The organism is Marinibium conchae, from assembly GCF_015595035.1.
Classification (GTDB): Bacteria; Pseudomonadota; Gammaproteobacteria; order Enterobacterales; family Alteromonadaceae; genus Glaciecola.
The window spans coordinates 45,581-64,227 of record NZ_JADNRN010000001.1 but is presented as its reverse complement, the minus strand read 5'-3'; the positions used below and the strand labels follow the sequence as shown (position 1 = coordinate 64,227).

Here is an 18,647-nt window from a genome sequence, read left to right as displayed (position 1 = left end):
GGCCCATAGGTAGGTCAATGAGCTTGTTAACAAGTTATTTACGATTGGCTTTATGTTTTTTCGTTATCTTTATTTGTTATGTTTTGCACTAACAGACCGTTTTTGTGTGTATGGCTCTCGATGCCAAATTGGGATGATATCGTTTTGACCGTCAGTAATACTCAAGCCATTGAAACGAAAGCTAAAAGCCCAAGTCCTCTGTTAGACTATAAGGCCCATAACCGTTTAAATTCGCTGCTTTGTCTCTTTGAAATAGTCACTTTCAAAGCGCTCTTCAGGGTGACTTGAAGTGAGCCATTTTCCATTGCATCTATCGATTCTATGAAGTGCGTATTGACTAGCCAGCTTCGACTCGCCTTAAAAAATACATCGGAATCTAAACGCTCGTGAATAGCACTGATAGGACGATAAACGCATGGCGATGCCTTATCGAAATAAACTTTGGTGTAATTTCCTAAAGCCTCAAAAGCGAAAATCTCGTCTACACTAACAAAATAGCATTCGTCTCTATCTTTAATAAAGATGCGTTTTTCTGGCTTCAGTGTCTCATTTTGGACTCGCGCTTTTGATAACGCCTTTTCCAAACGCTCTTGACGCACGGGCTTTAGCAAATAATCGAGCGCATTGTATTCAAACGATTTAATTGCGTGCTCATTAAATGCAGTGACAAAGATCACTTGAGGAAGGCCTTGGCATTGCTCTAAAACATCGAAACCATCGCCATCGGGCAGGTCAATATCGAGCAATAATAAATCGACAGTGTTTTGCTTTAAGACTTCAAGTGCCTCTTTTACACTAGCTGCCTCAGCAACGAGCTCAACATTACCTATCGCGAGCACTTGCTGCTTGAGTTCCAGTCTTGCCAAGCGGCTGTCATCAACAATTGCAATGCGCACTTATTTATCGTCCTCGCTTTTTTCTAGGGGAAGAATGATAGTCACTATTGCAACATCATTTTCATATGACAATGATAGTGACGGAGATACTGCGCTATTTTTCGGGTACAGCAGCGCTAAACGACGGCGGATGTTTTTTATCCCAATCCCAGAGCTTGATTTCGGCAAGGAGCCTTCATTCGCCCTCGGAATCGGATTGCTAACATGAATATGCAGCGACTTATCTTGCTCAATATTCACTTTCAAAAAGATAGTACCTCCATCGACCAAATTCCCTATGCCATGCTTGATTGCATTTTCAACACACAATTGTAGAAGTAGTTTTGGTATCAATGCGCGCTTAGCCTTACTATTTATATCACTTTCAAAGCTTAAGCGGTCTTCATATTGTATCTTACATAACGCAATATACTCTTCCAGAATCTCAAGTTCTTTCTCAAGGAGTACTTTTGGGCTTTGATGCTGCTCCAATGAATGCTGCTCCAATGAATGCTGTTCCAGCGAATAGCGAAGCATATCTGATAACTGGGCGAGTGAATCTCTGGCCTTTTCAGGTTCTTCTAGGATACTAGCGCGGATATTATTCAAGGTATTAAACAAAAAATGCGGATTTAATTGTTGCGATAAAACCTCTAATTGACTGCTAGCTAATGCTTCTTTCATAGCGTAAAGCTGGCGCACTTTAGTCAACAATAGATAGAGCACCGACCAAAACAAGGATGCGCCAAACATATTATTCCAATTACCCCAAAACATAGTTTTAATAGCGAACCAAAGCATGTCGTCAGGGATAGGAGTGACTAAGCCAAAGGAAATGAAAAGCAATATGCTTAACACCATAAGACTTGCACCAAAACTGGCTCCTAGCGCCGATTGAGTGATGAAGTAGAGAACTTGATAAAAGATGTTTGCAGTATTGAGGAAGCGTTTGAAACCATAACGGCTAAGGTAAGAGTATAGTCCAGTTCCAAATATGAGACTGATCGCAAAATAAATTTCTTGGTCGGCCAGGCCACGAGAGAAATGAATGCTCCCGGTTATAAGCGAGAAGACCGATAGCCAAGCGAAAAACTGATAGTAATGTACATATCTGCTTTGCATTAAATACCCTGTAACGATTGCTCACGAGTTAATAGTTGATGTGCTTTTTGGTCGAAGCTGCTCGCTTGGTTATTTAACATGATCACCGCTCTTGAACCATCTAAATAGAAGCCAATAAAAGTACTAAATCCGCCCGTCATACCATTGTGCCAAGCGTAAGTCTGTCCTTTATCGTCTTTCATTAGCATCCAGCCTAAGCCTTGTTCAAACCTGCCCGCAGTAGGCGTGTAAGAAGTGAAGAGTAAGTTGGCAAGTTCGCTCTGCTGAGTCGGTAATTGCATCATATATTCAGCATATTTAATCATATCGTCAAGGTTTGAAACCACAGCACCAGCGCCAGATGCTGCACCCATTCCCCACCTAGGCACAACTTGGCCACTTGAGTTATGTCCTTGAGCCATGTTATTAGCTTGCTTTGAGTCCGCCTTAACTGAAAGATAGCTATTATCCATTTTTAAGTCCTTGAAGATGTGCTTTTGCATTTCCTTTTCAAGGGTCGTATGTCGATTAATAGCGAGCGCTTCACCCAAAACGGCAAAGGCGAAATTGGAGTATTCGTGGGTGTTTTGCTCAGGTAAATAATTTGGGGCAAGCAAATCCTCCTGCAACATCTTGCGCGTAATATGTGCGAAGGGATTTTGCGGATCTGCATTTTTTTGTAGGCTCGGAGGGTTGCGTTCTAAGCGACTCGTATGAGTCGCCAGCGCTTGCATTGAAATAGCGGATGCATTTTCAAAAAAACGGTCTGTAGTGGTGAGCAGTTCGATTTGGCCTTCAAGCACTTGCTTAGCCAGAAGGTAAGTAGTGAAGGTTTTGCTGATAGAACCGATTTCATATTGGGTTGTCGGTCCATGATTTCCCCAGAATCGCATAGTCGCTTTGCCATTTTCTATCACCGCGACACTACCACCTTTTTCTCCAAACTCAGCAGGTTTAAATTGCAAATGCGCGTTATTATCGTTGACCTTAGTCAATGTCAATGGCAAGGGCATGCCTTGCACGAAGGTACCCACGTAGCCTTGGTCACTTGCAGTGCTGGAAAATTTAGCGCTAATCATGTCTGACGTGAAACTTAGCTTATGCGTATCTATGGAAATTTCATTCACGGGAATACCGAAGCCATTTTGTGATGGACTATCTAAGCTTGCCGAATAGCCATCTTTTATTACTGCTACATGCAATACTAAAGGAAGCTTGCTAGTAGCATTGATTTGCAGGTCACCAATGTACTTGCCTTCAAATGCCATTCTATTCAAATCATCTTCAGATAATTTATGAAGCACCAATGGCATTGATTTCCCTTGCGTAAAGCTACCTTCGAGCTTGTCGCCAATGACCTGACCTTTAAATGTCGCATTTAGACTCTCGTCATAGAATGAAATACTCTGACCTTCAATACTAAAACTGCTGGGATTTCTGTCATGCATTCCTTGATTAGGACTATTGATGGTAAGTTTTTTGTTGCTGTCGCTAATATTTATGCCGATAGCCAGTTTAAGACCTTTCGATATGTTTAATTCGCCTCGCCACATGCCATCAAAGGTGTTGTTTGAGCTAGCGTAGCTTGATGTCACTAACATGGACTGAACGGCAAATAGCAAAACAAGCAGAGATACTATTTTGGTCACTGTTTTCATTTATGTTCCTTTTTCTTCGACTGACACAAACACTCTACCTAAATATTTCGACGACGATATGAAAATATGACGAGCGGTCAATGGAAATGATGAACGGGAACGCCTCTGACAATAAATCGCAAAAGCGCTACAGCAAGGAATGAAACACAGGAAAGTCTTTAAAGCCAAAAAACTTCAAATTACCTATTATCTTAGACTACTCAGAATCCTCTTCGTTGTGGTGTATAACCTCAGCCATTGCGTATATGTAATTACCGTATTGCTCACTATTCGATGATGATGAATGCACTGAGTTAAATGAATACCAAGGCTGTGCGCTCATTACACTCATTACCTGACCGAATATTTTGTCTGTGTCCTGAAAAGCCCTAATTTCGCATAAATTTTGTTTGCACGACACTGACTGCAGTCGTATTTGATCGGATAATTCGTGAGTCAAAAAGAAGTCTGATATTTTTTGTTGCATCTGCACACCCCAATCGTAGTCTTCTTCCATCGCATGAAGCTTTTTAAAGTTTTCGACTACTGTGCCGGAGCTACTAGCGACGACCTCAGCAAAAGGTGAAGGGACTTCCTTTTTTACATCTTCGATAGAAATGGTTTCTCGGCTAAGTCCTTGAGCATCTAACATCGATATTGCATCATTATAGTGCTTTTGTAATCGCTGATATTTTTCCTTAGCTAAAATGCTCTGTTGTGTTATTTCCTCTTTCAATGCTTGGTTTTGTAAAACTAAATCAGCTTTCGAGAGGTCACTTGCGTTTTTTATCAATAAGGTTTTATCAATAATTTCTTCTGTTTGCCCTGTACTTTTGGGCTGCGCTGCTAGTGAAGTTGGCAGTGTATCTGCCGACACTAAACTTTGCGAAGAAATTTCGACGGTTTGACCTTTATACGCAGCAATGTCCTCGGCAACACTCGAGCTACCCAAATGCCACCCAAAACCCAAACATGCTAAAGACGACCCACTCAGTAATAATACTGTCTGTTTATTAACATTTTTCATAATTATCCATAAATATGATTGTAATATTTTATGAGGGAAAAACTTGCACTGGAACCCCATTTAACACCGCATTTCCTGAGAGTTCATCAACCACCATCTCATCCGTCAGGTCATTGACGCTAACTCCTGCATGTTGTTCGGCTACCTGCCAGCGCATTCCTTTTTTGTTGTGTCCCCAGCCATGAGGAATAGAAATCACGCCGGGCATGATTTTGTCGGTAACTTCAGCCGGAATCTCAATCTCTCCTACTCTTGAACGTACTTTAATCAGCTGCTTATTGTCAATACCAAACCGAGCGGCATCTTGGGAATGAATTTGCGCGGTGCAGCGCGACATCCCCTGATTAGTTCCTTTTACCATGCGTTGACTGTTATGAAGCCAAGAGTTATTCGTTTTTAAATGCCTACGCCCGATTAATTGCAAAGTGTTCGGTTGCTGACTTGTCTTCTGGGGCGTTATAAAAAAGGCCTTTTCAACTCTGTCGATGTCGGGCATGAAGTAATCGAAGGCTAGATCGATTCGCTTGTTACTGTGAAAAATCGCCTCTGGAAGCGCAGTTTGTAGTGGGCCAAGATCAATTCCATGAGGCAAGTTTTTTAACAGGTCGATACTTAAAGGCTTTCCTTCATGACGATAACTACCGCTTCGTAACAAATCATCTACTACACCTGTCGGCTCTTTCGCCCACAACGCTTTGTATTTGTCGGTAGCTGCACCATTAAGGGCATCCATTCGTTCGGCTAGGGCTAAATAAATCTGCCAATCAGTACGAGAATCGGGCGAGGGTTCGAAGATGGGGGAAGAGAACTTAGTACTGTTTCTTACCGCAAAGTTATGAAAAATAATGTCATAGTGATCACGTTCAAGTGAAGTGACTGGCGGCAATATGATATCAGCGTGACGAGTCGTTTCGGTAATGAAAAAGTCTATCGCAACAACGAATTCCAAAGATTCAAATGCCCGATCAAGTTGCCCACCGTTTGGCGTTGTAAGCACAGGATTACCAGCGCCAACAACCATTGCTTTTATTTGCCCCTCCCCCTCGGTCAATATTTCTTCTGCTAACGCAGAAACCGGAAACTCACCGGAAAACGCCGGTAACTTCCTAACGCGAGTGCTGTATGCGCCAATCGAACCTCTACCGGAATGAGGCAGTAAGTCGGCCGCAGGTTGCGTAAACATCATGCCGCCTTGCGAATCCAAATTACCAGTGAGCATATTAAACAGCATAATCAGATACTGAGTAAGGGTACCAAAGGCTTGAACGCTTGCGCCCATGCGTCCATAACAAACGGCGGATTCTGCAGCGCAAAAGTCTTCGACTAGTTGTTCTATTTGCTGAGCACTCATGCCGGTATGTGTTGCAACGCGAGAGGCAGGGTAATTGGCAACGTGATCCCTAAGCGTGGCGAGTTCTGGTGCGTAGTCAAGAAGTTTACCGGGCTTGTCTAACTGTTTTACGAATACAGTATGAATCATCGCAAGCAGCAGGAGCTCATCTGTACCTGGCTTGATGAAATGATGTTCGCTGCTAATGTCCGCAGTTTCTGACTTTTTCGGGTCGATTACGACTACCTTACCACCTCTTTTTTGAACTGCTTTTAAACGACGTTTAATGTGCGGGACGGTCATTATACTGCCATTTGAGGCAAGCGGATTACCGCCAATCACCATAAAATAGTGAGTGTGATCGATATCGGGAATTGGAATTTGCGACTGATGGCCAAATAACATCCGGCTAACAATGTGATGAGGCAGTTGATCAACTGACGTCGCTGAATAACGATTGTGTGAACGCAACGCTCTATAAAAATAAGGGCCAAACAATATTGCCCCCATATTATGCGCATTGGGATTGCCCAAATATGTACCTACCGATTCAACACCATACTTTTGTTGCACCTTAAAAAGACTTTCTGCAACTTTATCAAAGGCATCATCCCACTCAAGTTCTACCCAACCTTCGGCTGTTTTTTGAAGTGGTTTTTTAATACGATCTGGATCGTCATATAAATCTTTAAGTGCCATCGCCTTGGGACAAACATGACCTTCACTAAATGGGTTTTTCTTATCGCCAGCAATATTGACTATTTCACGCCCTTTGGTAGTCACTTCAATTCCACACATAGCTTCGCATAGAGTACATGTTGAATAGTGTTTTCTTTCGCTTGTCATGAGTTGCTCTTTGTTAACGATTTGTTATATGGTAAAGCTAGCGCCAAACGTGGTTATATTCAAGCATCACTGTGATTTATGCTGGATATGAGAGCTAACTTTCATTGCTTGCATTCACTACTCATTCTGGTAAATTATGCGATCAAATCTTAAACAAATTTCTTATTTAATACGCAAGGAAGTGTCATGCGCAAAATAAACGGTGCTCAGTCAAATAAATCAAAGATTACTTCATTTGGGGTATTAGTCGGGTTAGTAACACTGTTAACGGTACAAGTAAGCACTCTGGCCCAAGCGCAAACTGCGACTGAAGCGAATTCTACCTTTAAAAGAGCGACTCCATTGGAGCGCACACCACCAAGCTACCCTGAAGATGCTTCCGAAGAGGGCATCGAGGGTTGGGTTCGCTTTAGTTACAATATTAATGAAAACGGCAAAGTTGAAAGAGGCGATGTTCGTCTTATTGGCAGCTCGGGAGTTCGTAGCTTTGAAGCTGAAGCGCTCATAGCGTTAAGAAGTTGGGATTACAATCCAGCTACTCTTGACGGTGAGCCGGTTTCATCAGGGAATTTAACAATCAGGTTGGACTTTTCTTTCGAAGAAGAGAGTCAGATTTCGCTGGAACCGCTCAGAGAAGATTTCAAAGAGCGTTACGATATTATGAAGCAGGCTGTTACGGACAGAAACTTCATAGATGCCAGACAATACTTACTTGAATTGGAAGCAGTAGGTTTACGTGGCTTGGAAGAGCACCGCCTTTATCATTTACTGCTAGCCGATTACGCGAGTGCGACGAGTAACAGAACACTTAAATTTTTCGCTCTGAACGGTATCTTCACGCAGTTTACCAAAAGCGGTGAGATTGGCATGTTTAAAACATACGCCTTTAAAAATATGTTCTCGGCAGCAAGAAGAGTGGGTGATTACCAGAAAGCTATCGATGTATTCAACAAACTAAAGAGAAGCGAATTCAATAATCAACTTCTACAAGAGTTGCAACCCGAGCGTGATCGCATCATCGAACATATCGCTAACAAAGAGCCAATAAAATTCGCCGGTATTACAAAAGGCAATCAGTATTGGTTCCGTGAGCTAAGCTACAAGACTGTTAACTTGGTGTCGTTACAGGGCGGAATTGAAGAGAGCATTATCCGCTGTCAACGAGGTGAAGTGGAAGTAGAATTCGCACGCGATAGACCTATCGATATTCCTAGCGACTGGGGAAAATGTTCCTTGCTCATCCAAGGCGACGATAACACTTACTTCACTTTTGTCGAGACCGCTAGGTAGTAACTTTCTACTAGCCCTAAGTAAGAGCTTAGGGCTAGGCCATTTTATTTTTCTTAGGGCGTTTGGCTTTTAAGGCTTTTAGAGGGATGTCTTGCAGCTTCTCAGAAGGCTCGAAACCCTTTATTATTTCACGCGGTATAACTTCACCAATCAAGCTTTGAATATCACTGATTGGCTTCTTATCTTCTATAGTAGCAAAGCTGTATGCATGACCACTAGCGCCGGCTCGGCCAGTCCTGCCAATTCTGTGGACATAGTCTTCGGCAACGTTGGGTAAATCAAAATTAACAATTTGTGGTAACTCACTTATATCGATTCCGCGTGCGGCTATATCAGTTGCAGCTAACACTTGAATATCATTACTTTTAAATTCAGAAAGGGCTCGGGTTCGTGCGCCCTGACTTTTGTTACCGTGGATAGCAGAGGCACTGATATTCTTTTTGTTGAGATGTTTAGCCAAACGATCTGCGCCGTGCTTCGTGCGACAAAACACTAGCACTTGTTGCCAGTTATTTTTCTGAATAAGATGGCTTAACAAGGCATTCTTCTTCGCTTTATCAACAGGAATGAGTACCTGCTCAACCGCCTTAGCTGTGCTATTTTTAGGATTAACCGAAATCTCAACAGGATTGTTTACTATTCGTTTCGCTAAGGCTCTTATGTCGTCAGAAAATGTCGCCGAAAATAGTAAGTTCTGGCGCTTCTTAGGCAATAAGGCCAATATTTTCTTTATGTCATGAATAAAGCCCATGTCCAACATTCTGTCCGCTTCATCTAATACCAAAATTTCTAGCTGTGTAAACTTGACTGCATTTTGTTGATATAAGTCCATCAAGCGGCCAGGCGTTGCAACCAAAATATCAACACCTTTGCGGAGCTTCATCATTTGCGGGTTAATTTTTACTCCGCCAAATACAACTTGCGTCTTAATGTCTGTGTGTTTTCCGTAAAAGCTGATGTTATCTGCAATTTGTGCTGCGAGCTCTCGAGTTGGCGTTAGGATAAGCGCTTTAACGTGATTAGGTTTTGCTTTGGTGTTTTGTTGCTGGCCCTGATTATTAATGCCTTTTTCGAACATACTCAGGATCGGCAAGGTAAAAGCGGCAGTTTTACCAGTACCGGTTTGCGCTGCAGCCATCACATCTTTGCCTGACAGCACAGCAGGGATACCTTCCTTTTGAATAGGAGAAGGTTCAGTGTAACCCTTTTGTGATACAGCGTTAAGAATAGACTCAGATAAGCCTAAAGATGAAAATGACATATGGTAACTCTCTAAAAGTAGATGTAAGTAATAGGTGATAAAAATATACGTTTAGTGTATTCACCTAGGGTGATCAGAAATAACGCAAAGCGGCTTTCGTATCGAATGATTCAGCATGTTTGATGCTATATTTTGGCAGAGGGTACAGCAGAACGATAAAGGCCGCAAATTTATGCGGCCTGTTTAGCAATAATAATTATATGAAAGCCTTTATTTTAGAGCTTTTCAACCTTGTAACCTTTCGCTTCTAGCATGGCAAAAACACTGTCTTTGCCGGCAAGATGCGCTGCCCCTACCAGCACAAACTCTGTTGGTGCATCGTTAAGCATCTCGACTACCTTCGGCATCCAGTTGTTGTTGCGATCAACTAGGAGGTCTTTGTGAACCTGAGGAAAATCGGCAGCCATTGGCGCAACCATCGACTCATCCATTCCTGTTAAGTCACCCGATTTCCATGTCGATAACATAGTATCGATCATTGATGGCAAGTTTTTCACTTCATCAAGGGTATAATTAATCAGCGCATTTTCATCATCCCCCCCCATGTTCACAATAAAATTTAACTGTTGGTCAGTCGACTCAAACCATTCAATAGCTTTGCCGTCTTCTTTTGCTTTTACCGCATAAAATTTATCAACACCTTCTTGCGTCAAACCATTAGCTTGATACTCCATCACAGTAACTGTTAAAGCAACCATCGAAGGCTTTAAAGGGTGAAAATTCGTGATTGGCATACCACGTTCGTCCATGTAAGCTTTAAGACGTGCATAAGTTTCGTCATTTAGGCGTGTTTGCAAGGTCGTACCATCATTCAACATTACTTGGCTAACCATACGTTGCTGAAAGGCAGGTGATTCTAGCCCTTCAATGTCGGTCTCAAAAACCAGTTTATCTGATGCCGCATAAGCTTTGTCAAACTCAGCAGGTAGCGGGAAGTTTTCAGGTTTTAAGATGTGCACAGTACCGCCAAAGTAAGTCACGTTTTTTCCGTTTGTAACCTTCCACACAGACGCAGCTTGTGCTGATAGCGAACTCATTGATAACGCAGCGATGGCTGCAATCGCAAATTTATTGAGTAACTTCATATGATCTCATCCTTAAAATTATGATAACGAAAATGTTCAGAAGAAGTGTACTGCTAATAATTTTTGGATAACAGTAAAATATTAATATTCAGTCTCGTTTTACCGCTCAAATTGCAACATTGTGTGTCTGTGCTCGTGCTTGGACACTGAATGACACATTTTTGAGATACAAGCGACAAGTATTTGTACTATTATCGAGTCTTACTACGTGAGCTCAAAAGGTCAACATGTTGCAAAAACACATCGGATTCTTGCTAACTCTAATAGCAACCCTTCTATTTTTCCCTGGCATATTAATGCCAATGTTCTCCCTCAATATGGAGCTTGCTGGCGCCCTATCTGGTGCCTCGATGGGCGCAGAACTTGTTAACAAAGAACTATCAATTATCGGCACAGTTGCTGAGCTATTGCACGAGAGCCGATACCTTGTAGCCTTATTAATTTTTGCATTTTCGGTGTTGATTCCGATTTTTAAAACTAGCATTGTGTTCATTGTTTATTTTTCCAAAAACCTTCAGTTTCAGAAAAAATTAGCGCGCTTTGTCGCAAGTATTGGAAAGTGGTCGATGGCTGATGTTTTTGTAGTTGCTATTTTCCTTGCTGTTATGTCAACTAACCATGCACAAAGTAAAGAGGAATACGAGCTCAGCTTCTTGGGCATGTCGGTAGCATTTGAAATCAGTACGCAAACTCTGTCGAATGTCGGGCTTGGGTTTTACTACTTTGTTGCTTACTGCCTACTCTCATTGCTCGGAAGCCATTTGCTCTTGTCAGCTATTCAAAAGCCTCGTAGTAAGTAAAATCACTAAGCTGTCACAGGCTTGGATTGACAATTGTTATCGAGTTGTTAACATCCTTATACGCTAGTTCTTCTTGAGCAAGAGATGACCGATATCAGATTAGACCCACATCACCTGCGCGCTTTTACTCAAAAGTCTGATATTCTCGGCCTAGTACTTATTAGTGCTAACTGGTCGCTTATCGCGTTAGCATTCTACCTCCCTGTATTATTGCCTTACTGGCCCGCTTACTTACTCAGTGTAATTTTACTCGCTAACCGTCAGCTTGGCATCGCCATTTTAATGCACGACGCCTCTCACTATATGCTAATGAAAAGTCGCTTTCTCAACTTGTGGCTGGGGCGCTTATTATGCGGGGCGCCAGTCTTGGCAAATTTAGATAGCTACAGACGCTACCATCTTGAGCACCATAAATTAGCGGGAAGCGAGCACGATCCCGATTATCCAAATTATAAAGACTATCCGATAACGCGACCGAGTCTTTTGCGTAAAATATTACGCGATCTTCTTGGAATTACCGCAATTAAGATGCTAATAGCGTTGATCCACATGAACGCTGGCATACGCAAATACGATATGGTTTTTAAATCCGACTCAAATACTCAGCCAGACAAAAAACTGAGTATGATGACAATACTTCGCAATCTAATATCAGCCTTCTGGCAACCTGTATTAGTAAATTGTTTATTGTTCGGGGTTTTATTTACCTTAGGGCATGGACAGCTATATTTATTGTGGCTCATCGCTTTTTTCACCTTCTATCAACTTTTTGCGCGCTTCCGCAACGCTGCCGAGCACGCTAGTGTTCCGAATTTATTGGATAAAAATCCATTCAAACATGCTCGCACTACTAAAGTTTCTTGGTGGGAAAGGCTGAGCTTTGCACCCAATTACGTAAACTACCACGTGGAGCACCATTTGCGACCAAACATTCCTTGTTATCGCCTTCCTGCATTCCACAGTCACTTAAGAGGCTTAGGGTTTTACGACAATGTTAATATTGCGAATGGTTATAACAGCATTTTTTCTATACTCATCAAAAAATAGGCCCCCTGCTTATTCAACAGAGGACCCACATTAAGTATGTGCTATTGAAAAGTACTCATTAGCCAACGGTCGACTAACATGAGATTAAGGAAGCACTAGCTCATCGTCTTTTATATCAGCTTCAATCACTTCCCCATATTTTTGAACTTGCTCTTTTATTGCTTCCGCTTTCCCGATAATAACAAATTGAAGGTTTTCTTTAGGAAAGTACTCTTGAATAATTTTTTTGCTCTTTTCAACACTTAGCTCATTCACTTGTTGTGAAAAAGTATTGATAAAGGACTCATCAAAGTCATACACAAACATTTGTCCTAATAAAAAAGCAAGCTGTGAAGCAGTTTCATACCGAGGGGGAAATTGACCTTTCACATAGGCTTTAGCCGACTCAAGTGTGTCACTGTCTATACCCGCCTTCCACAGTTTTTCGTAGGTTTTTAAGGCAAGATCGATGGCTTCAGTAGTCGTTTCAGTGCGGGTAAAGGTTGATATCAAAAAGGTGCCAGCATCTTTATTCGATGAAAACCTACTTCTAGCACCATAGGTAAGACCGCTGTTAACTCTTAGCTCGTCATTCAGCCAGCTCGTGAATCTTCCACCTAAGATAGTATTGATTACAGAGACAGCAACAAAGTCTTTATTGCTACGCTTGATTCCTTTACCGCCGATATAGAAGGTACTTTCGGTCGCATCCTCTTTGTTAACCAATAAAACACGCGCTTTATTCAAGTTAGCAACTTTGACCATTAATGTATTTGCTGTAGGGCTTTTGCTGGCACTAGTGGCCGACTGAGACCACGTAGCGAATAGCTTCTTGAGCTCCTTAAGCATTTGCGCAGAATCAAAGTCACCCGCAACTACGATTGCAGTATTCTCGGGGCGGTACCATTGTTGGTGAAAGGCTTTTACATCACTTAAGGTAATGCCGCTTACCGAGCTCACTGAACCAGACACTGAGTTTGCATAGGGATGACTGCCATAAACTAACGCATTGAAGAATGTACCTATTTTTGCTCTGGGGCTCTCTTTTTGGCGCTCTAAACCAGCCAAGTAACGTGTTTTTAATTGTGTAAATTCGCTCTCGCGTAATGCTGGCGCGGTGATAACATCTTTCAGTAATGGCATGACCACTGATGCATCTTTACTTGCTAAGGAAGCCGATACAAAACTATATTCCAAAGACGCACCCGAATTGGTGTTTGTACCAATAAAGTCGAGGGTTTCTTGAAATGCTTCACGCTCAAGTGCTTGGGTACCGAGTAACAAGTTACTGGCCGTGATTTCTGCCAAACCAGCTTTGCTATCATTTACCGCACCCACCTTCACCATAGCAACAACTTCAATGAGAGGAACCTCGTCTTGCTCCATCAAATAAATAGTTAAGCCGTTATCCAACACCGTTTTTTGATAGGCTGGTAGCGTAAACTCAGCCGCCGAAACTTGCAACGATGCGCATAGCAATGCAGCGCTTGTCAGCATAGCTAGACTAGCTTTGTGTAGATTCTTATAGATCGTTTTCATTGCTATCCTCCTTGGCATCTAATATTCCCACGGTGCGGTTGGCTTTTCGCAAATATTTTGTTGCCACTCGCTGCACGTCTTCTTTTGTCACTTTGTTAAGTTCGTCGGGTAAATCAAAAAGCGCCCTGTAGTCGCCAAAATAAAATTCATAGCTGCCGATAGTGTTAGATTTTCCGTTAATCGTTGACATCTCACGATAGAAATCAACCAACTGGCGATTTTTTATCTTTTGTAATTCTTGGTCACTTACGCCGTTTTTCATTACTTCGTTTATTTCTTTAATCAAACCTTGTTCCAATGCTTGAGCACTAACCCCCGGCGCGGCTACGGCATAAAAATAGAAGAGGTTGGGATCAATCGATTCAGAACTAAAAGCGAATACTTGGGCAGCAAGCTCTTTTTCAAATACTAAGGATTTAGTTAAACGAGAAGAATCGCCGTCGGCGAGAATGCCCGCCAATACTTGTAAGGCATAATAGTCCTCATGCTTTGTTTCTGGTACGTGATAGGCAAACATTATATTTGGGCTAGTTACCGAAGGCTTGTGCACATAAACACGACGCTCTCCTACTTGCTCAGGCTCAACTGTATGCACTTCACGAGGCGGTTCTTGCGCGGGAATAGGTTCAAAGTACTGCTTAGCCAATCGCTTCACATCATCAAACTTAACGGCCCCTGAAATCACAACGATCGCATTATTCGGCGCATAATAGGTTTTGTGGAAGTCTTGAAGATCTTTCAACTTCCAATTGGCAATATCTGACTCATGCCCTATCACCGACCATGAATAAGGGTGAGCTCTGAAGGCTGTCGCTTTTACTTGCTCGCTCAACATTCGATAGTTTGAGTTTTCTAATCCTGTAGAACGTTCAGAGGTAACCACGCCACGCTCACTTTCAACTACTTCTGGGTCGATATCTAAGTGTTGAATGCGGTCGGCCTCAAGATCGAACATAAGTTCAAGCGCGTCAGCAGGAAACCAATCAGTATATACCGTAGAGTTTTCCGTGGTGTAAGCATTATTTGCACCGCCAGCAGCCTCTAGGGTGCGGTCGAACATTTTAGGGCCGTACTTTTTAGACCCATTAAACATCATGTGCTCAAAGAAATGGGAAAGACCTGTAATGCCAGGGTATTCATTACGTGAGCCAACTTTCCAAAATAAGTACATATTTGCATTTGGAATTGAGTCATCTTCCAAAACAATTATCTTCATACCGTTTTTTAAGGTGAATTGTTTAATATCTTCTGCCTTCGTGACTGCTTGAGATTCAGCAGGCAACAACGCAGTAGTAGCCAGCATTGCTGCTGTGAGCAATACCACTAATAGCTTATTCATGCGCATAAACTCCTTGTTATTTTTATATTTCCACTCGCAAAGTGAAAACTAGCCAAAGCATCATAGTGAGGCGAGGCTGAATGTACAAGATAGAATTTAATTGCTTTGTTACGGAGTGTTGCGGATTTACCCTTACATAAAAAAGGCCGCTCTTCTCTCGAGAGCGGCCAATTACTTTCCAGGGAGGAAATAAAACGCTAGTACATTAGAATCTTAATGATGCGCTAAAGCGAACATAACGAGGCGTTTGCCAGTTAGTTGCTTGTCCGAAGTTAGGGTTTTGATCTGGAATACCTGCAGAAAGTGCGGTATCTGCACCTTCATCATCAAATATTTCGTCAACTTCAGTTACGCCATCGCTGTTGAGGATATTAAAAATATCAGCTCTTAAGGTTAGGTCGTAATCTTCGTTAATAGGTATGTCATAAGACGCTGTTACGTCAATAGATGTAATACTAGGTGTCGTTCCTCTTGAACCACGAGGAGACAACTCACCACCTGCATAGAATGACTCAGAACCGTATTCACGTGCAAACTCGTCCGTTGGGTGATATCCAAATGCATTCTGCGGGCGACCGGTTGACCATCTTAGGTTAACACCTACGTTCAGCTCTTCCGTTACTTGGTAAGAACCAAAAACTTTTAGACTATGACGTCTATCATTTGGTAAGTCACCGTAAGCACCGTCTAACAAGCCAGGTTGATCGAACAATGTTGTCAAACCAGCATCATCTTGACCATTATCTGAACGAATGTAACCTTCATTGTTACCCCAACTATGTGACCAAGTATAAGTCGCATCTAAGAACCAAACACCGTCCCAAGCTTTCGTTGCGTTAATATCAATTGCACCATACTTACGAATTGATTCAGGGTAATTCAAATCAGATGCTGGGATCGTATAAGTATCTAGTGGTAACGGGCCATCACTGTTTGCATCAGGGTCGGTTGTAATCGTGAGATCTGTACCTGGATTTGTTAACACATAGTAGTGGAACCCAGTACACTCAGTACAAGACGAACCAAACTCTCTCTCTAAGTACTGATTAAAACCAAAATCAATTGCCACATCTTCAATCGTCGTTGCAAGCTCTCTATAAGTCGCCTGCACACCTAAGCTCCAATCTTCATTCAATTTAAACTTGTAACCAAGAATAAATTCATCAGAGTACATAGGGTCTAGACTTGCATCCACAATTTCATCTGGAGCTGGTACGTCACCATTTGCAAATACTTGATCTGCTTGCGTTTGCGCACCGTCAAAATTAGGAATTTCTAGCGTAGGATCAGCAAAGCCAGTAAATTCTCTAAACTCGTGAATAAAGGTTTCAGCACCTGATAAACGAATATTCGTATTAGCTGCAACAGGAAGATAGTAGCGACCGTAGCTTGCCCAAACTTTTGAATCACCGTCACCCGTTAGGTCATACACAGCCCCTAAACGTAAAGCCCAGTTATTATCAAGTTTTACGAAGGTATCGCCAGCACCGTTTTTATTCTCGAAACTGTCATTACGGATACCTGCATTAATCACTAAATTATCAGTTGCCTGCCATGCATCTTGCACATAATAAGCGAAGTTTTTAAGCTCAAACTCACCACCAGCGCTATAGTTTCTGCGTCGCACTTGATAAGGAGTAGGGTTAGCTGGGTCAGTCTCATCGTCTACGTATATAAGATAATATACGCCACCAGAGTTGATTGTATTGGCGTTTGCAGTAAGCGTTTCTGAATCGATACCGAAACGGAAGCTATGGTCGCCCACATAATAGTCAGCGTCCAGACGGAAAACTTCGCGCTTATCATCGCCCACTTCTACCGTAAAGTTAGCGAAATCACCACCACGTACGAAGTTACCTGTGCTGTCAAAGCGTCTGAATATAGCTGGGTTGGCATCTAAGTCACTCGATATTGTCCTATCTGTTTCATTGATGCCATATAACGCAGAGATTGAGAAATCTTCATTGATAATACCAGTGTACTTCGCAATTAAGTTGGTACCACCTTCATTTATGGTGCCCGTAGCTGGCGCTGGTGTTGTTAAATCAACACCATCGAGAGTTTGCGTTCTCTTCGTTTTGATTGTGCTTTTATCTGAAAAAGCAGTTAATTCAATAATGTTTGAATCGTTGATATACCAATCTAACTTGGCAGCCCAAAATGCGTCTTCATCAGTTTGGTTAGTTACTTGCTGACGAATACCATCACCGGTTTGAGTCTGTGCACCGTTGAAGTCAAAAACATCTGAACGTGGATTATACAAAGCATAGAAGAATAAGGTATCTTCAACAATTGCGCCACTGGCCCAGATGTTCATTTCTGCAAACTCATTTTCATCTTCTGAATTATCAATCTGAAGTAAGCTTTCACCCGGTAAGGAGTTTGATGGTTTGTCTTCTCTTAACGCATCTGGTTCCCAAAAAACGTTAACACCCCATTTAAATTCATTTGAACCACTCTTGGTTTTAGCGTTAATTACTGAGCCAGTAACACGACCATACTCAGCTGAGTAGCCACCCGTTTTTATTTCAAAGCTTTCATACATTTCAAACGGAGGATTACTTGAACCAACACCGGTTCTAAAGTTGGTGATATTTAGACCATTAATGTAATAGGCGTTTTCTGCTGCTGAAGCGCCACCAATTGATGGTACATTACCGAACGCAGAATCGCCTTGCGTTGCACCAGGAGTTAACAAAGCCACGCCTGTGAGGTCTCGAGGAACCGGCACCTTTTCAAGCGTAAACTGGTCAACAGTAATTCCCGTAGAGCTAGTAGTAACGTCTACTAAACTTATTCTTGAACCAACTACTTCTAAACGCTCAACGTTGTCTAGGGTCATTGTTAAGTCGACATTAACTGATCCGCTTAAGCCAACAAAGATATCTTCCTGTACTACGTCTGTGTACCCATCTTTTGATGCTGTTAAAATATATTGACCTGCTGGCAATAGTGGAAAGCGAAAATCGCCGTCATCACTAGTGAGTTGTCGTACAAGTCCTGTTTCGACATTTTCAATTTTAAGAGTTACCCCTTCAACCCGCTCTCCTGCATCAGTTATAGTCGTTCCCGCAACGTTTTTAGCTATTGCAGGTGCACTTGCGCCTAGGCAAAGTGCTACAGCTATAGCTACCGTTTTTTTGTTAAATTTAAGCATTCAAAAGCTCCAATGTGCCTTGTTATTATATTCCTGTGTGATAGGTGTAAGAGAACGATATTGTTATTGATCTATTCTCATAGGGTCAGAAAACCATATGAGCTGAATTGGTTCAATTCATATGCGACGAAGATCACAAAAAGGTCACGGAAGCTTGATCCAGATCAATTAAAACCATATTAGAAGAAGAAAAGCTGTAAATATCAGCTACATCGAACAATGTGCTAGAGCAGAATAATCATGATTAGAACAGACGGTACGAGAACGCTTATCAAACTATTGAGTAGTGATTAGGTGGTGATTTTTGATATTAATGGAATATAAATACAATAAA

The 18,647-nt window shown here is 42.0% G+C and carries 13 protein-coding genes; 3 read left to right on the top strand and 10 right to left on the bottom strand.

The features are described from left to right. Positions 1–206: 206 nt before the first annotated feature. The 5 genes from ISG33_RS00280 to ISG33_RS00260 form a co-directional block, all read right to left on the bottom strand. Positions 207–896 carry a LytR/AlgR family response regulator transcription factor gene (locus tag ISG33_RS00280; protein ID WP_195731592.1) on the bottom strand — a complete coding sequence of 230 codons (690 nt, stop codon included), beginning with the start codon at positions 894–896 and terminating at the stop codon, positions 207–209. Next, a complete protein-coding gene (locus tag ISG33_RS00275; RefSeq protein WP_195731591.1) occupies positions 897–1,997 on the bottom strand; it encodes a sensor histidine kinase in 1,101 nt (366 codons plus the stop codon). Beyond that, positions 1,997–3,634, bottom strand: coding sequence for a serine hydrolase domain-containing protein (locus ISG33_RS00270; protein WP_195731590.1), 1,638 nt, complete (start codon positions 3,632–3,634; stop codon positions 1,997–1,999). Before ISG33_RS00270 ends, ISG33_RS00275 begins: the two co-directional genes overlap by 1 nt. A gap of 196 nt (positions 3,635–3,830) precedes the next feature. Continuing rightward, complete coding sequence (locus ISG33_RS00265; RefSeq protein WP_195731589.1) at positions 3,831–4,640, bottom strand: hypothetical protein; 810 nt, start codon at positions 4,638–4,640, stop codon at positions 3,831–3,833. A 28-nt stretch (positions 4,641–4,668) separates the two neighbouring features. Beyond that, positions 4,669–6,816: a molybdopterin oxidoreductase family protein gene (locus tag ISG33_RS00260; RefSeq protein WP_195731588.1), complete on the bottom strand. Its 2,148-nt coding sequence runs from the start codon at positions 6,814–6,816 to the stop codon at positions 4,669–4,671. 186 nt (positions 6,817–7,002) lie between these two features. Here ISG33_RS00260 and ISG33_RS00255 point away from each other — a divergent pair, with 186 nt between their 5' ends. Continuing rightward, positions 7,003–8,106: an energy transducer TonB gene (locus ISG33_RS00255; RefSeq protein ID WP_195731587.1), complete on the top strand. Its 1,104-nt coding sequence runs from the start codon at positions 7,003–7,005 to the stop codon at positions 8,104–8,106. Between the two features lie 34 nt (positions 8,107–8,140). Here the strand turns inward: ISG33_RS00255 and ISG33_RS00250 are convergent, their stop codons facing one another. Beyond that, the gene (locus ISG33_RS00250; protein WP_195731586.1) at positions 8,141–9,367 is read right to left on the bottom strand and encodes a DEAD/DEAH box helicase; all 1,227 of its coding nucleotides are present in this window, start codon (positions 9,365–9,367) and stop codon (positions 8,141–8,143) included. A 215-nt stretch (positions 9,368–9,582) separates the two neighbouring features. Further along, positions 9,583–10,452: a TraB/GumN family protein gene (locus tag ISG33_RS00245; protein ID WP_195731585.1), complete on the bottom strand. Its 870-nt coding sequence runs from the start codon at positions 10,450–10,452 to the stop codon at positions 9,583–9,585. A 227-nt stretch (positions 10,453–10,679) separates the two neighbouring features. Here ISG33_RS00245 and ISG33_RS00240 point away from each other — a divergent pair, with 227 nt between their 5' ends. Together ISG33_RS00240 and ISG33_RS00235 are read left to right on the top strand one after the other, a co-directional pair. Beyond that, entirely contained in the window at positions 10,680–11,252 is a 573-nt protein-coding gene (locus tag ISG33_RS00240) for a paraquat-inducible protein A (RefSeq protein ID WP_195731584.1), read from the top strand. Between the two features lie 84 nt (positions 11,253–11,336). After that, a complete protein-coding gene (locus ISG33_RS00235) occupies positions 11,337–12,299 on the top strand; it encodes a fatty acid desaturase family protein (protein ID WP_195731583.1) in 963 nt (320 codons plus the stop codon). 84 nt (positions 12,300–12,383) lie between these two features. On the opposite strand, the gene ISG33_RS00230 is transcribed toward ISG33_RS00235, so the two are convergent. From ISG33_RS00230 to ISG33_RS00220, 3 genes are all read right to left on the bottom strand, one after another. Then, the gene (locus tag ISG33_RS00230; RefSeq protein WP_195731582.1) at positions 12,384–13,817 is read right to left on the bottom strand and encodes a M16 family metallopeptidase; all 1,434 of its coding nucleotides are present in this window, start codon (positions 13,815–13,817) and stop codon (positions 12,384–12,386) included. Beyond that, entirely contained in the window at positions 13,801–15,156 is a 1,356-nt protein-coding gene (locus ISG33_RS00225; RefSeq protein ID WP_370545284.1) for a M16 family metallopeptidase, read from the bottom strand. The genes ISG33_RS00230 and ISG33_RS00225 overlap by 17 nt, the downstream gene beginning before the upstream one ends. Positions 15,157–15,361: 205 nt before the next feature. Further along, positions 15,362–18,313, bottom strand: coding sequence for a TonB-dependent receptor (locus ISG33_RS00220; RefSeq protein WP_195731581.1), 2,952 nt, complete (start codon positions 18,311–18,313; stop codon positions 15,362–15,364). Positions 18,314–18,647: the final 334 nt, after the last annotated feature.